Source organism: Amycolatopsis circi (assembly GCF_003385235.1).
In the GTDB taxonomy this organism is placed as follows: domain Bacteria; phylum Actinomycetota; class Actinomycetes; order Mycobacteriales; family Pseudonocardiaceae; genus Amycolatopsis; species Amycolatopsis circi.
The window spans coordinates 1-19,621 of the sequence record NZ_PQIA01000093.1 but is presented as its reverse complement, the minus strand read 5'-3'; the positions used below and the strand labels follow the sequence as shown (position 1 = coordinate 19,621).

The 19,621-nt window shown below is 68.8% G+C and carries 24 protein-coding genes; 16 read left to right on the top strand and 8 right to left on the bottom strand.

The features are described 5' to 3' along the window. The first annotated feature begins 52 nt into the window (after positions 1-52). The gene (locus D0D37_RS31355) at positions 53-235 is read left to right on the top strand and encodes a hypothetical protein (RefSeq protein ID WP_116204208.1); all 183 of its coding nucleotides are present in this window, start codon (positions 53-55) and stop codon (positions 233-235) included. A gap of 68 nt (positions 236-303) precedes the next feature. Here the strand turns inward: D0D37_RS31355 and D0D37_RS31350 are convergent, their stop codons facing one another. Next, positions 304-885, bottom strand: a complete 582-nt coding sequence (locus D0D37_RS31350) for an HAD family hydrolase (protein ID WP_116204207.1) — start codon at positions 883-885, stop codon at positions 304-306. A 16-nt stretch (positions 886-901) separates the two neighbouring features. Further along, positions 902-1,918, bottom strand: coding sequence for a threonine aldolase family protein (locus tag D0D37_RS31345; protein ID WP_162834558.1), 1,017 nt, complete (start codon positions 1,916-1,918; stop codon positions 902-904). A 141-nt stretch (positions 1,919-2,059) separates the two neighbouring features. Here D0D37_RS31345 and D0D37_RS31340 point away from each other — a divergent pair, with 141 nt between their 5' ends. The 3 genes from D0D37_RS31340 to D0D37_RS31330 are packed head-to-tail and all read left to right on the top strand — an operon-like array spanning position 2,060 to position 3,900. After that, positions 2,060-2,569, top strand: coding sequence for a SigE family RNA polymerase sigma factor (locus tag D0D37_RS31340; protein WP_009084836.1), 510 nt, complete (start codon positions 2,060-2,062; stop codon positions 2,567-2,569). Beyond that, entirely contained in the window at positions 2,562-3,251 is a 690-nt protein-coding gene (locus D0D37_RS31335; RefSeq protein WP_116204205.1) for a hypothetical protein, read from the top strand. The genes D0D37_RS31340 and D0D37_RS31335 overlap by 8 nt, the downstream gene beginning before the upstream one ends. Before the next feature lie 37 nt (positions 3,252-3,288). After that, complete coding sequence (locus D0D37_RS31330; protein WP_116204204.1) at positions 3,289-3,900, top strand: TetR/AcrR family transcriptional regulator; 612 nt, start codon at positions 3,289-3,291, stop codon at positions 3,898-3,900. Positions 3,901-3,906: 6 nt separating this feature from the next. Here the strand turns inward: D0D37_RS31330 and D0D37_RS31325 are convergent, their stop codons facing one another. Together D0D37_RS31325 and D0D37_RS31320 are read right to left on the bottom strand one after the other, a co-directional pair. Beyond that, positions 3,907-4,320: a RidA family protein gene (locus D0D37_RS31325; protein WP_244223738.1), complete on the bottom strand. Its 414-nt coding sequence runs from the start codon at positions 4,318-4,320 to the stop codon at positions 3,907-3,909. A 13-nt stretch (positions 4,321-4,333) separates the two neighbouring features. After that, positions 4,334-4,990, bottom strand: a complete 657-nt coding sequence (locus tag D0D37_RS31320) for an HD domain-containing protein (RefSeq protein WP_116204203.1) — start codon at positions 4,988-4,990, stop codon at positions 4,334-4,336. 71 nt (positions 4,991-5,061) lie between these two features. Between D0D37_RS31320 and D0D37_RS31315 the strand changes: the two genes are divergently transcribed. Continuing rightward, positions 5,062-5,994, top strand: coding sequence for a GlxA family transcriptional regulator (locus D0D37_RS31315; RefSeq protein ID WP_116204202.1), 933 nt, complete (start codon positions 5,062-5,064; stop codon positions 5,992-5,994). Here D0D37_RS31315 and D0D37_RS31310 read toward each other — a convergent pair. From D0D37_RS31310 to D0D37_RS31300, 3 genes are read right to left on the bottom strand one after another with little or no spacing between them, the layout of a single operon-like run. Next, positions 5,970-6,680 carry a FadR/GntR family transcriptional regulator gene (locus D0D37_RS31310; RefSeq protein ID WP_116204201.1) on the bottom strand — a complete coding sequence of 237 codons (711 nt, stop codon included), beginning with the start codon at positions 6,678-6,680 and terminating at the stop codon, positions 5,970-5,972. The genes D0D37_RS31315 and D0D37_RS31310 overlap by 25 nt on opposite strands. Further along, complete coding sequence (locus D0D37_RS31305) at positions 6,677-7,663, bottom strand: lactonase family protein (protein ID WP_116204200.1); 987 nt, start codon at positions 7,661-7,663, stop codon at positions 6,677-6,679. Before D0D37_RS31305 ends, D0D37_RS31310 begins: the two co-directional genes overlap by 4 nt. After that, positions 7,660-8,274 (bottom strand): bifunctional 4-hydroxy-2-oxoglutarate aldolase/2-dehydro-3-deoxy-phosphogluconate aldolase, encoded by a 615-nt coding sequence (locus D0D37_RS31300; protein WP_116204199.1) that lies wholly within the window; start codon positions 8,272-8,274, stop codon positions 7,660-7,662. Before D0D37_RS31300 ends, D0D37_RS31305 begins: the two co-directional genes overlap by 4 nt. 80 nt (positions 8,275-8,354) lie before the next feature. On the opposite strand from D0D37_RS31300, the gene D0D37_RS31295 reads away from it, so the two are divergent. From D0D37_RS31295 to D0D37_RS31260, 8 genes are all read left to right on the top strand, one after another. Next, positions 8,355-9,035: an SDR family NAD(P)-dependent oxidoreductase gene (locus D0D37_RS31295; protein ID WP_116204198.1), complete on the top strand. Its 681-nt coding sequence runs from the start codon at positions 8,355-8,357 to the stop codon at positions 9,033-9,035. Positions 9,036-9,051: 16 nt separating this feature from the next. Further along, positions 9,052-10,200, top strand: a complete 1,149-nt coding sequence (gene dgoD / locus D0D37_RS31290; RefSeq protein ID WP_116204197.1) for a galactonate dehydratase — start codon at positions 9,052-9,054, stop codon at positions 10,198-10,200. A 69-nt stretch (positions 10,201-10,269) separates the two neighbouring features. Next, positions 10,270-11,697 carry an adenylosuccinate lyase gene (gene purB / locus D0D37_RS31285; RefSeq protein ID WP_116204196.1) on the top strand — a complete coding sequence of 476 codons (1,428 nt, stop codon included), beginning with the start codon at positions 10,270-10,272 and terminating at the stop codon, positions 11,695-11,697. A 145-nt stretch (positions 11,698-11,842) separates the two neighbouring features. Beyond that, on the top strand, positions 11,843-12,646 hold the full coding sequence (locus D0D37_RS31280) for a substrate-binding periplasmic protein (protein WP_116204195.1): 804 nt from the start codon (positions 11,843-11,845) through the stop codon (positions 12,644-12,646). A 20-nt stretch (positions 12,647-12,666) separates the two neighbouring features. Beyond that, entirely contained in the window at positions 12,667-13,428 is a 762-nt protein-coding gene (locus D0D37_RS31275; RefSeq protein WP_116204221.1) for an ABC transporter substrate-binding protein, read from the top strand. 4 nt (positions 13,429-13,432) lie between these two features. Then, entirely contained in the window at positions 13,433-14,173 is a 741-nt protein-coding gene (locus tag D0D37_RS31270) for an amino acid ABC transporter permease (RefSeq protein WP_116204194.1), read from the top strand. Then, the gene (locus tag D0D37_RS31265) at positions 14,170-14,910 is read left to right on the top strand and encodes an amino acid ABC transporter ATP-binding protein (RefSeq protein ID WP_116204193.1); all 741 of its coding nucleotides are present in this window, start codon (positions 14,170-14,172) and stop codon (positions 14,908-14,910) included. Before D0D37_RS31270 ends, D0D37_RS31265 begins: the two co-directional genes overlap by 4 nt. A 262-nt stretch (positions 14,911-15,172) precedes the next feature. Next, the gene (locus tag D0D37_RS31260; RefSeq protein ID WP_167493594.1) at positions 15,173-16,060 is read left to right on the top strand and encodes an MOSC domain-containing protein; all 888 of its coding nucleotides are present in this window, start codon (positions 15,173-15,175) and stop codon (positions 16,058-16,060) included. On the opposite strand, the gene D0D37_RS31255 is transcribed toward D0D37_RS31260, so the two are convergent. After that, the gene (locus D0D37_RS31255) at positions 15,943-16,737 is read right to left on the bottom strand and encodes an SAM hydrolase/SAM-dependent halogenase family protein (protein WP_162834557.1); all 795 of its coding nucleotides are present in this window, start codon (positions 16,735-16,737) and stop codon (positions 15,943-15,945) included. The genes D0D37_RS31260 and D0D37_RS31255 overlap by 118 nt on opposite strands. Before the next feature lie 47 nt (positions 16,738-16,784). Between D0D37_RS31255 and D0D37_RS31250 the strand changes: the two genes are divergently transcribed. The 3 genes from D0D37_RS31250 to D0D37_RS31240 all read left to right on the top strand — a co-directional run bounded on the left by D0D37_RS31250 (position 16,785) and on the right by D0D37_RS31240 (position 19,418). Beyond that, positions 16,785-17,666, top strand: a complete 882-nt coding sequence (locus tag D0D37_RS31250; RefSeq protein ID WP_116204191.1) for a phosphoribosylaminoimidazolesuccinocarboxamide synthase — start codon at positions 16,785-16,787, stop codon at positions 17,664-17,666. A 63-nt stretch (positions 17,667-17,729) separates the two neighbouring features. Further along, complete coding sequence (locus tag D0D37_RS31245) at positions 17,730-18,551, top strand: helix-turn-helix domain-containing protein (RefSeq protein WP_116204190.1); 822 nt, start codon at positions 17,730-17,732, stop codon at positions 18,549-18,551. 30 nt (positions 18,552-18,581) lie between these two features. Then, on the top strand, positions 18,582-19,418 hold the full coding sequence (locus tag D0D37_RS31240; protein ID WP_116204189.1) for a patatin-like phospholipase family protein: 837 nt from the start codon (positions 18,582-18,584) through the stop codon (positions 19,416-19,418). Positions 19,419-19,621: the final 203 nt, after the last annotated feature.

The window sequence follows — 19,621 nt, the reverse complement described above, 5'->3', positions numbered from 1 at the left end:
CACGCTGGAGGGCACCGGGCCGACGTGGCGCGGAAACGGCATCGGAGGAGCCATGTTCTGGAAGATCGTCGGAGCGCTCGTCGTGGCCTGGATCGCCTTTATGGTGCTCGGGTCTGTGATCGGCTTCGTGTTCAAGGCCGTGCTGTGGATCGCCATCATCGGCGGAGTCGCGTTCCTGGGCACCGCGGCCTACGGGGCGATCACCGGGAAGAAGTCCAAGCGGATCAGCCGCTGACCGGCGCCGAACCGTACTGAGCACTCGAACGGCTCCCGCACCGAGAAGGTGCGGGAGCCGTTCGCGGCTCAGGCCAGTGCGGCGAGGGCGGCTTCAGCGCCGTCCCACAGGTGTGCCCGGATTCCGACCGCGCGGGCGCCGTCGATGTTGATCTGACGGTCGTCGAAGAACAGACACTCGTCCGGTTTCGCACCCAGTTTGTCCAGCAGCAGCCGGAAAATCTCGGCGTCCGGCTTCGCGACCTGCACGTCTCCGGAGAACAGGGTGTGCTTGAACAGCTTCGCCCACTCCTGCTCGCGCACCCAACCGCCGAACGCCGACGGCGCGTTCGACAGCAACGCGAGCGAGGCACCGGCCTCGGACAGCGACTGCAGCAGGTCCAGCGAACCCGGCGCGAGCTGTCCCCAGCCCGCGACGTCGAGCGCGGTCAGTTCGGCCGACAGCGCGTCGTCCACCTTCGCGCCCACCTGGTCGCCGATCGACGTCCAGTACTCCAGGTCGGTGCAGCCGCGGTCGTACGGGTCGCGCACGCTCCAGTACGCCGTCTCGAACGTCTCGGGCGCGACGCCCATGGCGGCGGCCAGCTTCGGCACCGCGGCGGTGCGAAGGCTGAGCACCTCGCCGTAGTCGAACACGATCCAGTTGGTCACCCAAGTCCCCCAGGGTTCAGGCGCCGGTCTTGATCCGGCGCAGTGCTTCGGCGATGTCAGCGGACGACAGGTCCCGGTGCGTCACGAACCGGACCTTGCCCGCCATGGGCAGGGCCTGAATGCCGAGCGAGCCGAGCCAGTGCAACGCGGTCGGCACGTCCGGCACCCCGGCCAGAACGATATTGGTGTCCGGCGTCCGCACGTCCCAGCCGTGCTCGGAAAGGCCGTCGGCCATCCGCCTCGCGAACTCGTGCGTCTCGGCCAGTTCGTCGACGCGGTCCAGCGCGACCAGGCAGGCCGCGGCGAGCACACCGCCCTGACGCACGCCGCCGCCGAGCATCTGCCGCATCCGGCGGGCCTGCTCGACGAACTCGACGCTGCCCGCGACAACCGAGCCGACCGGCGCGCCGAGGCCCTTGCTGAAACACGCCGACACCGAGTCCACGCCCACGGTCAGCGCGGCAGGCGGCACCTGCAGCGCGACGGCCGCGTGCCAGATCCGCGCGCCGTCGAGGTGCACGGTGAGCCCGGCCTGCTTCGCGACGGACAGCAGTTGCGCGTGCTCGTCCGGCGGAGTGACCGCGCCGCCGGCCGCGTTGTGCGTGTTCTCCAGGCACAGCAGCGTCGTGCGGAGCGCGAAGTACGGGCCGGGGTTGCCGATCGCGGCTTCGAGCGTTTCCGGCAGGCATCGGCCGGGGCCCGCGTCGTGTTCGAGGATGTCCGGCATGCCGCCGGCCAGCCACGCGGCCGAGCCGAGTTCGTTGGCGAGCACGTGCGCGCCGCGGGTGGCGAGGAACCGGTCGCCACGCTGCAGGTGGACGCTCAGCGCGATCAGGTTCGCCATCGTCCCGCTCGGCGTCCACAGCGCGGCGGGCATGCCGAGCGTCTGCGCGGCCCGGCGCTCGAGTTCGGCGATGGTCGGGTCGGTGCCGATGACGTTGTCGTCGACCTCGGCCTCGGCCATGGCCGCGCGCATGATCGCGTCCGGGCGGGTGACGGTGTCGGAACGGAAGTCGATCAGCTGCCCAGTCATGGTCACAGTCCGATCACATCACACAGGTGGGCGCGGCATCAATGCGGCGGGGGGTGGAACGTTTCCGGCCGGACGTGCAACCGTGGACGCCCCCGGATCCGTCCCTTCACCGGACATGGCCAGAGCGGAGCTGCAAAGCGCGTGGACCAGCGCGACGAACAAGAGTTCGCGGAGTACTTCGCCGCGAAGAGGGACGCCGTGCGCCGGACTGCCTACCTGCTGTGCGGGGATTGGCACAAGGCCGACGACCTCGCGCAGACGGCGTTCGTCGCGTTGCACCGGAGGTGGAAGAAGATCAGAGACCGCGCGGCGACCGACGCGTACGTGCGCAAGACGCTGGTGCGCGCGGTCATCGACGAGTCCCGGCGGCCGTGGCGGCGGGAGCGGCAGACCGAAGTGCTGCCGGAACCTGTGGACGACAGTCCAGGGCTCGCTGAGCGCGTCGCGACGCGCGAGGACCTGCTCGCGGCGTTGAAGGAAGTGCCGCCGAAGCAACGGGCGGTGCTGGTTCTGCGATTCTTCGACGGACTGGACGTCGGGGCCGCGGCGACAGCGCTGGGCTGCAGCGAAGGCAACGTGAAGAGCCAAACGGCGCGAGGGCTGGCGAATCTGCGTCAGGTGCTGGAACGGGAGGTGGAGACCAATGGATGAGCGGGAAGCCGAGACGTTGTTCTCCGCCGCTCCTGGCGAGACGCCGCCCGCGACGTTCTCGGTGGACGACGTGGTGCGCCGCTCCAAACGCGAGACGGTGCGCCGGCGCAACCGGATCACCGCCGGCGCGGCGGCCGTGATGGTCGCCGCCGGGTTCGGTACGTGGGGGATTGTCGGAATTTCGAGCGAGAAATCCGATTCGATGGCGAATTCCGCGGCCGCGCCGGTGCAACCCGGCGGGTCGGCGGCGCGTCCTTTCAGCACTGGGGATGACTTCCCGGGTCAGCCGTCTCGGCAGGGAGCCGGCGAAACCGGGAGGACCGGCCCTCGGGTCGAAGGCACCTCCGGGTGCGGACGGGTGGACTGGGAGCTCGCCACTGCCCTCGCTGGCGAGCTCCCAGGCCACTTGAACGCCGCGCAGGCTTCCCCAGGCAGCGTTTGTACGACGTCGTCGCGCGGTGCGGGGTTCCCGCTTCCGGACGGGACGATCGGCGCGGCGGTGTTCGCTCGCGGCGCCGCGGTGACCGTGCCCACACAACCGGCCGGAGCTGTCACCGTGCGTCAGCAAACGCGCAGCGGGGGAACTCTCGTGCTGGTCAGCGTGCCAGGGACGTCCGGGCACCCAGCACCGTACGCAACCGACCTGGCGCGCTTCGCCGCTTCACTGGCCACCCGGTTCTGATCGGCGGCACACAGCGCGGCTGGCAGAATGACCGGACATGACGGCAGCAGCCACCACTCCCAAGGGCGAGCGACGACGGGCAGCGCTCGTCGAAGCCGCCGCTGAGCTGCTGGCCGAGGGCGGCTTCGACGCGGTCCGGCACCGGGCCGTCGCCGAGCGGGCGGGCCTGCCGCTGGCGTCCACGACGTACTACTTCGACTCGCTGGAAGAGCTCGTCACCGCCGCTGTCGAACACCACGGGCAGACCGAACTGGCCAACGGCCGCCGCCAGCTGGACGACCTGACGACCCGGAACCGGGGCGTGCAGGCGACCGTGGAACTCGTGCTGGACATGCTGCTCGGCCCGCAGAGCGGCGACCCGGAAGCCGACGCCGAAGCGGTCCTGCTGCGCTACGAACGCTTGGTCGCGACCGGTCGGCGGCCGTACCTGCGGCCGTTGATGCGGACGTTGTCCCAGCAGCTCAACGAACTGCTGACGGAGATCTTCGCCCGCTCCGGGACGCCGGTGGCCAAGGACGAACTGGACCGGCTGGTCGCGCTGGTCGACGGGGCGGTGGTCAACGCGCTGATCGCGGTCGACCCGGCTCCGCGCGCCGCCGCCGGGCGGATGCTGCGGACCGCGCTCGCGGAGTCCGCCAGTGTCCATTGAGGACAGTTATTCCGGATACGCCGCGGTCGCGCGGATTTCGATCAGCAGGCCTGGGCTGGCGAGTCCGCTGACGCCGATCATCGACCACGCCGGGTAGGGCTCCGCGGTCACGATCCGCTGCTTGGCTTCCAGGAAACCGGGCAGGTGCTGGTGGATGTCGACGTGATAGCTCGTGATGTCGACCAGCGCGGAGAGATCGAGGCCTTCCAGGCGAAGGATTTCCTCGATCCGGCGGAGGGCGATCTCGGTTTGTTCCTCGATGGTTTCCGCGATGGCACCGTCCGGGCGGCGGCCGATCGTCCCGGCGATGAAGAGGAGGTTGCCCGCGCGGACGGCGGCCGAGTAGCCGAAGCGGGCGAAGGCGGACGCCCCGGACGGTCCGAAAACCTCGGAGTCCTCGGGGATTTTGACGGAGTGCATAGGGATCCCTTTCTCAGTTGCCCCAGCGGGAGGTGCGGGCGGCACGTTCCAGCCGGGTTTCGCCGTCGGCCGCACGCTCACGCAAGAAATCAGCGGGAGTGGACGGCACGGGCGCGTTCTTCGGGTTTTTCGCGGCCTGGGCGACGACCGCGTCGGTGAGCGAGCGGACCATGTCCAGCCGGGGGTAGGCGGCGTGGATCGCCGCGGCCTGCTCGTCGGTGACAGCGGCGAGGTACTCGGGGCCGATCGGACCGCCGAAGTCGACGGCGACCCCGGCGTGGACGAGCACACACAGCGGACCACGGTGCTCCACGATGCCCGGGGAGGTGTGCAGGGCGATGGCTTGCCAGACCTCGTCGGCGTCCGCGACCGAAATCCCTTGTTCGACCAGGAATCCCGCCGCGCGTTCGGCGCCTTCGACCTCGAAGCGTTCCACGTGCGGGCCGTCCGGTGCCACGCCGATGTCGTGCATGACGCACGCGGCGAACAGCAGGTCGTCGTCGTAGCCGGACAGGGCCAGCTGATCGGCGACCAGCCGGGCGAACAGATAGGTGCGGACGCTGTGGTTGAACACCGACAGCGATTCCACCGGCCGGACGACCTCGAGGACGGCGTCCGCCAGCGGAGTCGCGGGCAGCGCGACCACCGGGTCCGGAAGGAGTTCGGTCATGTCTTCAAGCGTGTCCGCAGCGCGCTGACCTGGTGAGTGGCAAGTTTGCCGTACTTCGATAGAATCTCGCCATGACAGTGCATCGGGTCGCGGTGCTGGCGCTCGACGGGGTCCTGCCGCTGGACTTGGCGATCCCGGCGCAGGTGTTCCAGGTCCGGCCGCAAACGCACTACGAGATGACGTTGTGCGCGCTCGGTCCGAAGGTCGCCACCAGCGCCGGGTTCGAACTGGCGGCCGAAGGCGGGATCGAGGAACTGCGCGCGGCGGACACGGTGATCGTGCCGGGCTACGACCCCATCCGGGAGACGCCGGAAGCGGCGGTCGAGTTGCTGGCCGAAGCGCGCGACCGGGGACGGCGGGTGGTGTCCATCTGCACCGGCGCGTTCGCACTGGCCGCGGCAGGAATTCTGGACGGCCTGCACGCCACCACGCATTGGGAATATATCGACGAATTCGAGCGAGAGTATCCCTCGGTCCAGGTCGATCGGGACGTCCTCTACGTCGACGAGGGCGACGTGCTCACCTCGGCTGGCGTGTGCTGCGGCATCGACCTGTGCCTGCACATCGTGCGCCGCGATTTGGGTGCCGCCGTCGCCAATCGGATCGCGCGCGGGCTGGTCGCCGCTCCGCATCGGGAAGGCGGCCAGGCGCAGTACGTGCCCGCTCCGCTCGCCGAGGCTGGCGACGCTTCGCTGTCAGCCACGCGGGAATGGGCGTTGCAGCGACTGGACGAATCGCTCAGCATCCGCCTGCTCGCCCGGCACGCCGAGATGTCGCAGCGGACTTTTCTGCGCCGGTTCGCCGAGGAAACCGGCACGACGCCGTTGCAGTGGCTGCTCAACGCGCGGCTCGGCAAAGCGCGCGAATTGCTGGAAACCACGGACCATTCGGTGGACCGGGTCGCGCGGGACTGCGGCCTCGGCACCCCGGCCAACCTGCGGTTGCACTTCCGGCGCGCGCTCGGGACCACGCCGACGGCCTACCGGCGGGCTTTCACTTCCTGACCGGTCCGCTTGGCGTCGGCGGCGGATTTCACCAGCAGATCCAGCATCGCGGTCTCCGCGCCGACCGGGTCGCGCGCGGCGATGGCGTCCAGCACCCGGCGGTGGCTCGGCACCGGATCGTCGGTGGGACCGGCGCTGTGGACGAGTTTGTCCCGCTCTGCCAGGCCGATCGCGATGACGCGTTCGATCTGGAGCAGGAAGTTGTTGTGCGCGGCCGTCAACAGGCCGCGGTGGAACGCCAGATCCGCCTCGACACTCGCTTCCAAATCCGGCGCGTCGACCATCGCGTCGAGCGCGGACTCAAGCGCGGCAAGGTCTTCGGCGGTCGCGCGTTCCGCGGCCATCCGCGCCGCCGCGGGTTCGACCACGGCGCGTACCTCGGCCAATTCGTCCAGCAGGCCGGCGTTTCCGCGTGCGGTGGTTTGCCAGCGCATGACGTCGGCGTCGAGCAGTTGCCAGTTTTCGCGCGGTTGCACGAACGTGCCGTGCTTCTGCCGTGCGCCGATCATTCCCTTTGCGGCCAGCACCTTCAACGCTTCCCGCAGCGCGGTGAGGCTGATGTCCAGCTCCTCGCGCAGCCCGGGAAGGTCCAGCACCATGCCCTCGTGCCATTCGCCGGACAGAATGCGCGCGGCGAGCGTTTCCACGGTCTGTCCGTGCAGGCCGCGAGGGCGCTGGTCGGTCACCGGAGCGGGAGAACGCACGTCGGAGAGCCGGTCGGATAATTGCGGACCTCGGCGTTTCCCAAGTCTTTCAACGGGAAAACGGAAATGACGTCGTCCTTGAAGGCTGCGGTGTAGCAGATGCCGTCCGCCACGGCGAAGTTCCACGGGTAAGCGCCGCACGGCTGGTCGACTGTCGCGCGAAGCGGCGAACCGGCGAATGACGTGATGCACTCCGGGCCGCGGTTCGACAGATAGATCCCGGATTCGAGCACTTCCAGGTGTGCCACCAGGGATTCGCCGCCCGCCGCCGTCGCGGGGGTCGCCTCGACGAACTCGAACGCTCCCGGCGAAGTCTCCCGCACCGTGATCAGCTCGCCGGACAATTCCCCAGCCACATAAGCGATTCCGTCCGCGCTGCGCACGAGCTGCCGCGGTCCGGTGCCCGGAGGCAGCGAAGAAACGGCCAGCGGAGTCAGTTTTCCTTTCAGGGACAGCGTGTAGCTGCGGATTTCGTCGGTGCCGAGGTCGACGGCGCTCACCACCGAACTGTCCGCCGACGACACCGCCATGTGGACGTGCGGGCCTTCCTGCCGATCGGCGCGCGGCCCGCTCCCGGTGTGCTGCACCAGGTCGGTGCGGCCGTCGATCCGGCCGTCCGCGCGCAGGGAGAACACGGCCAGGCTCCCGCCGCCGTAGTTGGCGCACAACAGAAACTGGCCGTTCGGCGTCACCGTGAGGTGGCATGGGCTGGCCCCGCCGGATTCGACCACGTCGAGCGCGACCAGGCCGTCGGCGATCGAAATGGAGGTGACCTCGCCGTAGCTCGTCTCGTTGACCGCGTACACCATCGGCAGCGCGGGATGCTGGGCCAGCCAGGTCGGCGACACCATCGGCAACGTCGAATCCGCGATCAGTTCGCCGCCGGAGCGTCGGAAAACCGCGATTCCCGTGCCGTGTCCGCCGGTTTCGGCGGTACGGCAGCCGACGAGTACGACGTCGCTCACGAGCTCTCCCTCACCAATGCGGCCACTCTGGCCCGGATGTCCTCAGCTGACCCACGGGTCAGCGCCGACCCGATCCCGCAGGCGACCGCGCCCGCGTCGAGCCAGCCTGGCACGTCCTCGGGAGCGATTCCACCCGTCGGCACGAGCGGGGCTTGCGGGAGCGCGGCGCGCACATCCCTGATCCATTGCGGACCGAGCGCCGAAGCTGGGAAAACCTTTACGGCGTCGGCACCTTCCTCCATCGCGCGCACGATTTCGGTGACCGAACCGGTGCCCGGCAGCGCCGCGACGCCGTACCGATGAGCGGTACGCAACACCTCGGTGTGCAGCGACGGGGACACGAGAAACTGGGCTCCCGCACGAATCGCGGCCGTCGCGGACGACTCGTCGAGCACCGTGCCCGCCCCGATCGTCGCGTCTGGATACGCGGCGCTCAGTTCCTCGATCGCGACGAGCGCACCCGCGTTGGTGAGCGGGACTTCGACCGACTTCAACCCGGCGTCGAGCACTGCCCGCGCGGCGGCGACGGCCGAGGCGGCGTCCGCTGTCCGCACGATCCCGACGACGCCCTGGCGTACCGCTTCGCGCGTGATCTCCCACCGGTATCCCATGCCGGGCAGCCTAGCAGGCAAATTATAAATTACTAATTATTCTTGACTGGGTTGCTGGCGTCCCGGCATGCTTGCGAACCATGCGCACTGCCGTGGTGACCGGTGCGGCGTCCGGGATCGGAGCCGCGACCGCCGTCCAGCTCGAAGCCGACGGCTACCGGGTGATTGGCGTCGACCTCGCCGAGGTGCCCGGCGGCGTGCAAGGCGACGTGACGGAAGACGAGACGTGGCAACGCGTTCTCGACCTGGCGGGCGAAGTCGACGCCGTGGTCAGCAATGCGTACCTGCCGACTTTGGGTCCATTGCACGAAACCGACCGCGCGCAGTGGCAACGGCAGCTGGACGTGAACCTCACCGCGTCGTACTTGGCCGTGCGGACCTGCCTGCCTTCGCTGCGGTCTCGGCGCGGCTCAGTCGTGCTGGTTTCCTCCGTACACGCGCGTTTCGGGCTGCCCGGCCATCCGGCGTACGCGGCCAGCAAAGGCGCGTTGGTATCTCTGGCACGGCAATTGGCCGTGGAGTACGCGCCGGAGGTTCGGGTGAATTCGGTGCTTCCCGGTCCAGTGCAGACCGAGGCGTGGGACCGGATCAGCGCGGAAGACCGCGAACGCAGCGCCCGTGCGACGCCCGCCGGACGGCTCGGTGACCCAGCCGAAATCGCCGCGGTGATCGCGTTCCTGCTCTCGCCCGCGGCGTCGTTCGTCACGGGCGCCGAGCTGACCGTCGACGGCGGCTGGTCGGCCGCGAAGGATTCCGCTTAGTCCGTTTGGAGGCACTGTGCAGATCACCGGGGTCGAGACCTTCCTGGTCGCGCCGCGCTGGTTGTTCCTGAAGATCAGCACCGACGAGGGCATCGCCGGCTGGGGCGAACCGGTCGTGGAAGGCCGCGCCGGGACCGTCCGCGCGGCTGTGCACGAGCTGGCCGAGCTGGTCATCGGGAAGGATCCGCTGCGGATCGAGGACCACTGGCAGGTGCTGCGGCGCGGCGGTTTCTACCGCGGCGGTCCGGTGCTCTCCAGCGCGCTCGCCGGGTTCGACCAGGCGCTGTGGGACATCGCGGGCCAGGCGCGGAACGCTCCGGTGCACGAGCTGCTCGGCGGTCCGGTGCGCGATCGCGTGCGGGTGTATTCGTGGGTCGGCGGCGACCGTCCGTCGGGGATCTTCGACGCGGTGTCCGCGCAGGTCGAGCGTGGGTTCACCGCGGTGAAGATGAACGTCGCCGGTCCGCTAGGGCCGATCGCCACGCCTGCCGAAGCCCAGGCCGCGCTGGCCCGCGCCCGGGAGGCCCGGGAGGCGCTCGGACCCGACCGCGACCTGGCGATCGACTTCCACGGCCGCGTCTCGCCCGCGATGGCGCGACGGCTGGTGAAAATGCTCGAAGAAGTACAGCCGATGTTCGTCGAAGAGCCGGTGCTGCCGGAACTGCCCGCCGACGTGGTCAAATCGGTGGTCGAAGCCTCGACGGTCCCGATCGCGCTCGGGGAACGGCTGTTCTCGCGCTGGGAGTTCAAACCGGTGCTGGACGCGGGGGTCGCCGTGGTGCAGCCGGATCCGTCGCACGCGGGCGGCATCTCGGAACTGCGCCGGATCGCAGCGCTGGCCGAGGTGTACGGCGCGAACCTCGCCCCGCACTGCCCGCTCGGCCCGATCTCGCTGGCCGCCGCGATGCAGGTGGCGTTCGCGACGCCGAACTTCCTGATCCAGGAACAAAGCCTCGGCATGCACTACCACGACGGTCGCGAGCCGATCGCGTATCTCGCCGACGACGCGTTGTTCCGCTTCGTCGATGGGTATGCGGCGCGGCCGACCGCGCCTGGCCTCGGCATCGAGGTGGATGAGGAGGCTGTGCGTCGAGCTGACGAGGCGGGGCATGAGTGGCGGTCCCCGGTGTGGCGGCTGCCCGACGGCGGGCTGGCCGAGTGGTGAGGTTCTCGTGAGTGGCGATGCCGGTTCTAACCGGCATAGGCACTCACGACCACCAGGTATCGTGACCGCGTGACGCTCAAGCCCAGCATTCCGAACGTGCTCGCCGCCCGCTACGCCTCGCCTGAGCTGGTTGCGCTCTGGTCGCCCGAACGCAAGGTCGTGCTCGAGCGGCGGCTGTGGCTCGCCGTGCTGCGGGCGCAGGCCGAGCTGGGCGTCGAGGTGCCCGAAGGCGTCGTCGACGACTACGAGCGCGTGGTCGAGCAGGTCGACCTCGAATCGATCGCCGCCCGCGAACGCGTCACCCGGCACGACGTCAAGGCCCGGATCGAGGAGTTCAACGCCCTCGCCGGGCACGAGCACGTGCACAAGGGCATGACCTCGCGCGACCTCACCGAGAACGTCGAACAGCTGCAGCAGCTGCGCTCGCTGGAACTGGTCCGCAGCCGGGTCGCCGCGGTGCTGTCCCGGCTGGCCGCGCTGGCCGTCGAGCACTCCGACCTCGTGATGGCCGGTCGCTCGCACAACGTCGCCGCGCAGGCGACCACGCTCGGCAAGCGCTTCGCGACTGCCGCCGACGAGCTGCTCGTCGCGTTCTCCCGGCTGGACAACCTGATCGAGCGCTATCCGCTGCGCGGCATCAAGGGTCCGGTCGGCACCGCGCAGGACATGCTCGACCTGCTCGGCGACGAGTCCACTTTGGACCAGCTGGAAGCGCGGATCGCCGAGCACCTCGGCTTCGGCAACCGGTTCGTCAGCGTCGGACAGGTGTACCCGCGTTCGCTCGACTTCGACGTGCTGTCCTCCGTGGTCCAGCTCGCCGCCGCGCCGTCCAGCCTCGCCAAGACGATCCGGCTGATGGCCGGGCACGAGCTGGTCACCGAGGGCTTCAAGCCGGGCCAGGTCGGGTCGTCGGCCATGCCGCACAAGATGAACACCCGCTCCTGCGAGCGCGTCAACGGTCTCGCGGTGGTGCTGCGCGGTTACCTGTCGATGATCGGCGAGCTGGCCGGCGACCAGTGGAACGAGGGCGACGTCTCGGATTCCGTGGTGCGCCGCGTCGCGCTGCCGGACGCGTTCTTCGCCCTCGACGGCCTGCTCGAAACCTTCCTCACCGTGCTCAGCGAATTCGGCGCGTTCCCCGCGGTGGTCGAGCGTGAGCTTGATCGCTATCTCCCGTTCCTCGCGACGACGAAGGTGCTCATGGCGTCGGTGCGCCGCGGCGTCGGGCGTGAGACGGCTCACGAGGCCATCAAGGAGAACGCCGTCGGCGTCGCCCTCGCGATGCGCGAACGCGGCGCGGAGAACGACCTGCTCGACCGGCTCGCGGCCGACGAACGCATCCCGCTTGACCGCGCTGACCTGGACGAACTCCTCGCCGACCGGATCTCGTTCACCGGTGTGGCCCCGCGCCAGGTCGAAGAAGTCGCGGCGCGCGTCGAGGACGTGCTGAAGCGATTCCCGGACGCCGCGGCGTACGCGCCGCAGCCGATTCTGTGAGTGCGCGCACGTCGTCCACGTGCTGAGACGGCATTACTCGATCGGGCGAAGCTTTTAGTCTTCGTGCCGAACCCGGAAGCGCCAGGCCGCCACCCCGCGGCCTGGCGCTTCTTGTCTGCGCACCCCGGATAATCAGGAAGAAGTCATGAGAAAGATCCTCAGCACGCTCGCCGTCGTAGTCGCCGCCACCGCGGGCCTTACGGCGTGCGGATCCTCGGACGCTTCCGGGAGCACCCTGCGCGTCGGCACCCTGACCGACGCCCCGCCCAGCATCTACCTCGAAAACGGCCAGTTCACCGGGTACGACAACGAACTCCTGCGGGACATCGCCAAACGCGAGGGCTTCCAGGTCGACTTCGTCGGCACCGAGTTCTCCGGCCTGCTCGCCAAGGTCGCCGGCGGCCAGCTCGACATCGGCAGCTCGACGATCTCCGCGACCGCCGCGCGCAAGAAGACGGTGGCGTTCAGCAACGGCTACGACACCAGCTACACCACCGTCGTCAGCAAGAAGGGCACCGCGCTGCCCGCCGCGAACTCGTTCGCGGGCAAGCGGGTCGGCGTCGTGCAGGGTTCGGTGCAGGACGAGTTCGCCGGCAAGCTCGCCGGTGCGCAGGTTGTCCGGTTCCCGGACTACAACGCCGGTTTCGCGCAGCTGAAGACCGGCGGTCTCGACGGCTGGGTCGTGCCGAAGGACATCGGCCAGAAGTACATCGACCAGAACCCGACGCTGCCGCTCGAATTCGGTTACACCGTCGCGGACAAGGACACCCCGTCCGCCTTCGCGGTCGCCAAGTCGAACCCCGAGTTGCTGAAGAAGATCAACGACGGTCTGGCCAAGGCGATCGCCGACGGCACCGCGGCCCGGCTGCACGCGCAGTTCTTCAAGCAGGCACCGGTCGCGAAGGAACTGGAGAAGGGCGGCCCGGGCCTCCCGGTGGCGAACTCCTGATGCGCGGGCACACTGGTGGCATGAAAAAACTGATCGTCACCGCCTTCGCGGCGGCACTGGTCGCCGGTCTCACCGCGTGCGGTGGCGACGGCGGCGAGACCCTGCGTGTCGGCACGCTGAGCGATTCGCGGCCGAACGCGTACCAGGAGAACGGCCAATTCACCGGCTTCGACAACGAGCTGCTGAAGGATATCGCCGCGAAAGAGGGCCTGAAGCTGGAATTCGTGGCGACCGATTTCTCGGCGCTGCTCGGCAGCGTCGCGAACGGCCGGTTCGACATCGGCAGTTCGGCGATCGCGCAGACTGACGCACGCAAGAAGACGGTGGCGTTCAGCGACCCGTACAACTACCAGTCGCTCGGCATCGAGGCGAAGTCGACCGCGGGCATCACGGACGAGAACTCGTTGACTGGCAAGCGGATCGGCGTGGTGCAGGGCACGGTGTCGGACACCTGGCTCGCCTCGAACGCGCCGAAGGCACAGGCGGTCCGGTTCCCGAACGACGCGGCGGCGCTGAGCGCGCTGAAGTCCTCGGCGATCGACGGTGCGGTGTTCGACCAGGTGTCGGCGGAGGATTACGCGACGAAGAACCCCGAGCTGAAGGTCACGAAGGCGATCACCACCAACATTCCGCACGGGTACGCGGTGCGCAAGGGCAACACCGACCTGCTGGCCAAGCTGAACGACGGCATCAAGAAGGCCGTCGCGGACGGCACTTGGGCGAAGGTGCACCAGCAGTTCGAGCCGAGCATTCCGGTTCCCGCGGATTTCAAGACGAAGTAGCCTGATGGATCAGTTTTTCGACACTTTCCTGAACTGGCAGTACATCTGGGAAGTTTTCCCGGACCTGCTCAAGACCGGCCTGCTGAACACCCTGATCCTGTCGGTGGCGGCAGCTATCATCGGAACCCTGCTCGGCATGGTGCTCGCGGTGATGGGCCTGTCCGCCAAACGCTGGCTGCGCTGGCCCGCGCGGGTGTACACGGACATTTTCCGTGGCCTGCCCGCGATCCTGACAATCCTGGTGATCGGTCAGGGCGTCGGCCTGCTCGCCCGCGGTCTGGTGGGGAACAACCCGTACCCGCTGGGCATCGCCGCGCTGAGCCTGATCGCCGCCGCGTACATCGGCGAGATCTTCCGGGCGGGTATCCAGAGCGTCGACAAGGGCCAGCTGGAGGCGAGCCGCGCGCTCGGCATGAGCTACACCAAGGCGATGCTGCTGGTGGTGATCCCGCAGGGCGTGCGGCGGGTGCTGCCCGCGCTGGTGAACCAGTTCATCGCGCTGGTGAAGGACTCGACCCTGGTGTACTTCCTCGGTTTCCTTACCTCGCAACGGGAACTGTTCAGGATTGGACAGGACCTCGCGGCGAACACCGGAAACCTGTCGCCGCTGGTGGCCGCCGGTGTCGTCTACCTGGTGATCACGGTTCCGCTGACGCACCTGGTGAACTACATCGACAAGCGGCTGCAGACCGGTCGCAAGGTGACCACGGAGACCAACGAAATGCTCGCGGGTGGGAAGGTATGAGTACGGCGATTCGTTCGTCTTCGGTGGAACTGAAGGACATCCACGTCCGATTCGGGACGCTGGAGGTCCTGCGCGGGGTGAACCTGAAGGTGCCGAGCGGGAGCACCACGTGTGTCATCGGCCCGTCCGGTTCCGGCAAGTCGACTCTGTTGCGCTGCGTGAACCGCCTGCAGGAGCCCGACAGCGGCGATCTGCTGCTGGACGGGGAAAGCGTCATCTCCTCGGATCCGGACGCGCTGCGCCAGCGCGTCGGGATGGTGTTCCAGCACTTCAACCTGTTCGGACATCGTTCGGTGCTGGACAATATCGTGCTGCCGCTGCGCAGCGTGCGCGGTCTGTCCAAAGAGGACGCTATCGAGGTCGCCCGGACGCGACTGGCGGAAGTCGGCCTCGCCGACAAGGCCCCGTACCGCCCGGCGGCGTTGTCCGGGGGTCAGCAACAGCGGGTGGCGATCGCGCGTGCGCTGGCGATGGAACCGGAAGTGATGCTCTTCGACGAGGCGACGAGCGCGCTGGATCCGGAGTTGGTGAAGGGCGTCCTGGACCTGATGGCGGGGCTGGCTTCGCGGGGTCTCACTTTGATCGTGGTGACGCACGAGATGGGCTTCGCGCGGAGCGTGGCCGACGAGGTCGCGTTCATGGACGCGGGGCGGATCGTGGAACAGGGGACGCCGGAGCAGGTGTTCGATGCACCGGCTAGTCCTCGGTTGCAGCAGTTCCTGTCACAGGTGTTGTGAGCGGCTGGCCGTCCTCGCAGAGAATGAACCGTTCGCCGGCCCGCACGGCTTCCCAGGCAACCCGAAGCCGCCGGGCCAGCGACGGTGCTGCTCGCCCTTCTGGCCGTCATCCGGCGCATCGTCGCGGTAGCACGGATACCCCGTCAGGAATATCCCATCCATCCTTATCGGACGGTTCACTGCTGCCCGGCACGGCACTTCTGCTTCCCGTGCGGGATCGTGCACCCCAGTCCCCTTCGGACGAACAGGTACCGTGAACCGCATGGGGACGATCTCGCAGCTCACGTATTACCCGGTCAAAGGCTGCGCTGGCACGACAGTCCAGACCGCCGACGTGACCCCAGCCGGTCTCGCGCACGACCGTGAATTCATCGTCACCGCCCCCGACGGCGACTTCCGCAGCCAGCGTCGCTTCCCGATCATGGCCGCCATCCGGCCCCGCGTCCTCGACGACGGCACCCGCCTCGCCCTGTCCGCGCCCGGCATCGAGGACCTGACCATCGATGTCCAGAAGGACGGCCAACGGCACCCCGCGGCCACCTTCAACTGGACCGGCGAGGGCGTCCACCAGGGCACCGACGCCGCCGAGTGGGTCTCCACCGTGGTGGGTCAGCCGTCCGTGCTGCTCGGCGTCACCCCGGAACACGACCGGGTGACGAGCGGCGAAACCCCCGGCACCGCGAGGTTCGCCGACGGCCACGCGATCCTCGTCATCTCCGAGTCCTCTTTGGACCACCTGAACGAACGAATCGCCGAGCGCGGCGCCGAACCCGTGCCGATGGACCGTTTCCGGCCGAATCTTGTGATCCGCGGCTGGGCGGAACCACACGCCGAGGACTCCGTGCGCCGGATGGAAGCAGGCGGGGCCGAGTTCGCCTACGCGAAGCTGTGCGTCCGTTGCGCGGTCCCGATGGTCGACCAGGAAACCGGCAAGCGCTCAGGCCCGGAGCCGATTCGCTCTCTCGCGGCGTACCACCGCGACCCGGCTGGCGGAGTCCTCTTCGGCATGAAGGCGGCGGTCACCCGGCCAGGTCAGCTGGCGGTCGGCGACGCGGTGATGGTGCATTCCTCGGTCGGCCCGATCCGCAGCTCCGAAGCCGCCGAGCCGCCGTTGACCGCGACTGCCAGCTTCCCCGCCGAGTCGGTGTAGACGAGGTTCGCGCCGCGGGGCACGTCGGCGAAGGTCCGGCCGATCGCGGCGGACACCGCGACGTGCTCGCTGTGCACCGTCACCTCACCGGTCAACCCGGTTAGTTCGAGGTCAGCGGGGGTGGCGGCGAGCTGGACGTTGCCGAAGTGGTCGACGGTCAGCACGTCCGACACGAGCTTGCCCGGGAAGGCGGCGATCATCGGTTCCGGCAGTCGGACCAGGTCGCGGATGGCGGGTCCGAACGAGCCGGGGTGCGCGCCGAGAGCGAGCTTCGCGGCAACCGGGGCGAAGATGTCTCGGCCGTGAAAGGTCGCGGACGTCGGCGTGCGCACATCGATCACGTACGACGCGTACACGCCGCCTAGCGCTTCTGCTGCGGGTAGCAGCAGACCGTTGTCCGGGCCGACCAAGATGCCGTGCGTCGCGACCACCACGATGCCGCGACGCTCCGTACCGACGCCTGGGTCGACGACAGCAAGGTGTACGGCCTTAGGCAGCGACGGCACGGTCTGCGCGAGCACTGCCGCGCCTGAGCGCACCTGCTGCGGCGGGACGAGGTGAGTCACGTCGAGAACGCGTACGTCGGGCGCGATGCCCGCGATGACCCCGTGGCAGGCCGCCACGAAGCCGTCGTGCAGCCCGTAGTCGGAGGTGAACGAAATCCAGCGGTAGGCCATGACCTGCATCATCCTCGTAGTGCCGGTCGTCGGGTTAGGGTGCAGCGGTGACGACGCTCGCCGATTACCCGAAGATCGCCGCCGGAAAAGTCCGGGACCTGTACGCGGTCGGAGACGACCACCTGCTGCTGGTCACTTCGGACCGCATCTCCGCTTACGACTTCATCCTGGACACGCCCATCCCCGACAAGGGCCGCGTGCTCACGGCGATGAGCGTGTTCTGGTTCGAGCAGCTGTCGGACCTGATCCCGAACCACCTCGTCGCGTACGACGACCCGCGCATCCCTGCCGAAGTACGCGGACGCGCGCTGCTCGTACGCCGCCTCGACATGCTTCCGGTCGAAGCTGTCGCGCGCGGGTACCTCACGGGGTCCGGGTACTCGGATTACCAGCGTACGGGCGCAGTGTGCGGCGTAGAGCTGCCTGAAGGTCTCGTCGAGGCCTCGAAGCTGCCGTCGCCGATCTTCACGCCCGCGACAAAGGCGGCGTTCGGCGAGCACGACGAGAACGTTTCGTTCGAAGCAGTGGTCGCGACTATCGGTGCGAAGCGTGCGGAGGAGCTTCGCGAGGCGACACTCGCGGTGTACCGCCGTGGCGCGGAAGTGGCGGCGAAGCGCGGAATCCTGCTGGCGGACACGAAGTTCGAGTTCGGCGTGGACGAGACGGGCGCGCTGGTGCTGGCGGACGAAGTGCTGACGCCGGATTCGTCGCGGTACTGGCCGGCGGAGGGGTACGAGCCGGGAAGGGTGCAGCCGTCGTTCGACAAGCAGTACGTGCGAAATTGGCTGACGGGGCCGGAGTCGGGCTGGGACAGGGCGTCGAACGTGCAGCCGCCGCCGTTGCCGAGGGAAGTGGTGGAGGCGACGAGGGGAAGGTACGTGGAGGCGTACGAGAGGATGACGGGGTTGTCGCTGGAGGAGTGGCTGTAGCAGCCGAGGGGCCCAGGGGAGAGAACCCCGAAAACTGTCGGCGCCCCCTGACACACTGCAACCATGACCACACCGTACGCAACACCGCGCGCGAGGGCATTGGGCCTGGAGTTACGCGCGGCGCGGGAGAGAAGAAGACTGGGTGTAAGAGAGTTGGCCCGGTTGCTGGGGATGACGCCTGGTTTCGTGACGAACTGGGAACGAGGACTGCGGCTGCCGAAGCCGGAGGACATCGGAGCGGTCCTGGCGCACTGCAGGGTGATCGGGCCGGACCGCAGGCGAATAGTGGAGATGGCGCGAGGAGCGCGAGAGCAGGACTGGATAGACAGCGGCGGAGAAGAGCCGTACCTGGAGTGGGAGCGCACGGCGGAGGCAGTGTTCGGCTGGGAGCCGGAGGTGGTGCCGCCGTTGTTGCAGACGAGCGGGTACGCGCGAGCGCTGCTGTCGAGTGCGTCGGGCGCTGTCGCGGATGAGGTGGACGCGCGGGTAGCCGAGAGGCTGTCACGGCGAGCGGTGCTCGATTCGGGCGCGCGGTGTGTGCTGGTGCTGGGGGAAACGGCGCTGCACAAGAGGATCGGCGACGCGAACGCGATGGCGGAGCAGCTGTGGCACCTGCGTGAGCGGTTGGCGGAAGGAAGGGTCGAGGTGCGAGTGGTCCCGGCGGACCGCCGTCCCGATCTGGGCAGGGCGTTCACGATTTTCGATTTCGCGGACCTGCCGTCGATCGTCCACGAGCGGTTGTTGCGCGAGAGCGCGAGCAGTTCGAGCCCGGCGCGGGTGGCAAAGTACCGCGAGGTGGCGGAAACGTTGCTGGAGCTGGCCTTGCCGAAGCCCGACACGGATGCCCTGCTGGAATCGGCGCTCCGGAAATTGTCGGTGCCTTAGGGCAGAGTGGGAAGCGGCGAAAGGAGCGGCATGAGCCGAGCTTTGGTGTTGGGCGGCGGTGGCGTCGCCGGGATCGCGTGGGCGACCGGATTGCTGGCCGGGCTCGCGGAAGCGGGCCAGGACGTGACCGGGGCCGACCTGCTGATCGGCACGTCGGCAGGCGCGGCGGTGGCGGCGCAGCTGGGCAGCGGATTGCCGCTGCCGCAGCTCTACGCGCGGCAAACCGACCCGGCCTTGCAAGCGGCGGAGATCGCGGCCGAGTTCGACCCGGAAAAGTTCGGCGAGGAGTTCGCCGCGGTGCTGCAGGAGGGCGGCACCGCGGCGGAACTCCGCCGAGCGGTCGGAAAATACGCCCTGGCCGCGGAAACCGTACCGGAATCGCGGCGGCGCGCGGTGATCGAATCTCGTCTGCCGTCGCACGATTGGCCCGATCGTGCGGTGAAAATCGTTGCGGTGGAAGCGGAAACCGGCGAACCGGCGGTGTTCGACCGCTCGTCAGGCGTCTCGCTGGTCGCCGCGGTGGCGGCAAGCTGCGCGGTGCCCGGCATCTGGCCGGTGGTGCCGATCAACGGCAAGCAGTACGTCGACGGCGGCGTCCGTTCCTCCGCGAATGCCGACTACGCAACGGGTTTCGCCCAGGTGACGGTGGTGGTCCCGATGGGCGCGGCGGAGGTGTTCCCGACGGAGCGACCGTTCGAGCAGGTGCTGGCGGATCTCCGAGAGGCAGGCGCGAAGGCGGCGGTGCTGGAACCGGACGAGGCTTCGGTCGCGGCGATCGGGCCGAATCCGTTGGATCCGGGAACTCGAGCGGCGGCTGCGGCGGCTGGGTTGGCGCAGGGGCAGCGGGGAGGGGTGGTGTGGGCGTGAGGTCGGTGCGCGTTGCTCCGGGAACGCGGGCGGCGGGATTGGTGCAGTGGCTGCGGGGTGGAGTGGTGCGGGGGGGAGGTTAGTGCGCTTGGCTCCGGAACTCGCGCGGCGGCCGGGTTTGCCCGGGGGCGTGGGTGTGAGGTTGGCGCGCTTGGGCCCGGGACCTCGGGCCGCGGCGGCGGGATTGGTGCAGTGGCTGCGGG

Bases quoted from the DNA above. Each gene is read 5' to 3' on its own strand.
- D0D37_RS31355 (WP_116204208.1), top strand. From the start codon at position 53: ATGTTCTGGAAGATCGTCGGAGCGCTCGTCGTGGCCTGGATCGCCTTT.
- D0D37_RS31345 (WP_162834558.1), bottom strand. From the start codon at position 1,918: ATGACTGGGCAGCTGATCGACTTCCGTTCCGACACCGTCACCCGCCCG.
- D0D37_RS31335 (WP_116204205.1), top strand. From the start codon at position 2,562: ATGGATGAGCGGGAAGCCGAGACGTTGTTCTCCGCCGCTCCTGGCGAG.
- D0D37_RS31330 (WP_116204204.1), top strand. From the start codon at position 3,289: ATGACGGCAGCAGCCACCACTCCCAAGGGCGAGCGACGACGGGCAGCG.
- D0D37_RS31325 (WP_244223738.1), bottom strand. From the start codon at position 4,320: ATGCACTCCGTCAAAATCCCCGAGGACTCCGAGGTTTTCGGACCGTCC.
- D0D37_RS31320 (WP_116204203.1), bottom strand. From the start codon at position 4,990: ATGACCGAACTCCTTCCGGACCCGGTGGTCGCGCTGCCCGCGACTCCG.
- D0D37_RS31315 (WP_116204202.1), top strand. From the start codon at position 5,062: ATGACAGTGCATCGGGTCGCGGTGCTGGCGCTCGACGGGGTCCTGCCG.
- D0D37_RS31300 (WP_116204199.1), bottom strand. From the start codon at position 8,274: ATGGGATACCGGTGGGAGATCACGCGCGAAGCGGTACGCCAGGGCGTC.
- D0D37_RS31295 (WP_116204198.1), top strand. From the start codon at position 8,355: ATGCGCACTGCCGTGGTGACCGGTGCGGCGTCCGGGATCGGAGCCGCG.
- D0D37_RS31280 (WP_116204195.1), top strand. From the start codon at position 11,843: ATGAGAAAGATCCTCAGCACGCTCGCCGTCGTAGTCGCCGCCACCGCG.
- D0D37_RS31275 (WP_116204221.1), top strand. From the start codon at position 12,667: ATGAAAAAACTGATCGTCACCGCCTTCGCGGCGGCACTGGTCGCCGGT.
- D0D37_RS31270 (WP_116204194.1), top strand. From the start codon at position 13,433: ATGGATCAGTTTTTCGACACTTTCCTGAACTGGCAGTACATCTGGGAA.
- D0D37_RS31265 (WP_116204193.1), top strand. From the start codon at position 14,170: ATGAGTACGGCGATTCGTTCGTCTTCGGTGGAACTGAAGGACATCCAC.
- D0D37_RS31260 (WP_167493594.1), top strand. From the start codon at position 15,173: ATGGGGACGATCTCGCAGCTCACGTATTACCCGGTCAAAGGCTGCGCT.
- D0D37_RS31255 (WP_162834557.1), bottom strand. From the start codon at position 16,737: ATGGCCTACCGCTGGATTTCGTTCACCTCCGACTACGGGCTGCACGAC.
- D0D37_RS31245 (WP_116204190.1), top strand. From the start codon at position 17,730: ATGACCACACCGTACGCAACACCGCGCGCGAGGGCATTGGGCCTGGAG.
- D0D37_RS31240 (WP_116204189.1), top strand. From the start codon at position 18,582: ATGAGCCGAGCTTTGGTGTTGGGCGGCGGTGGCGTCGCCGGGATCGCG.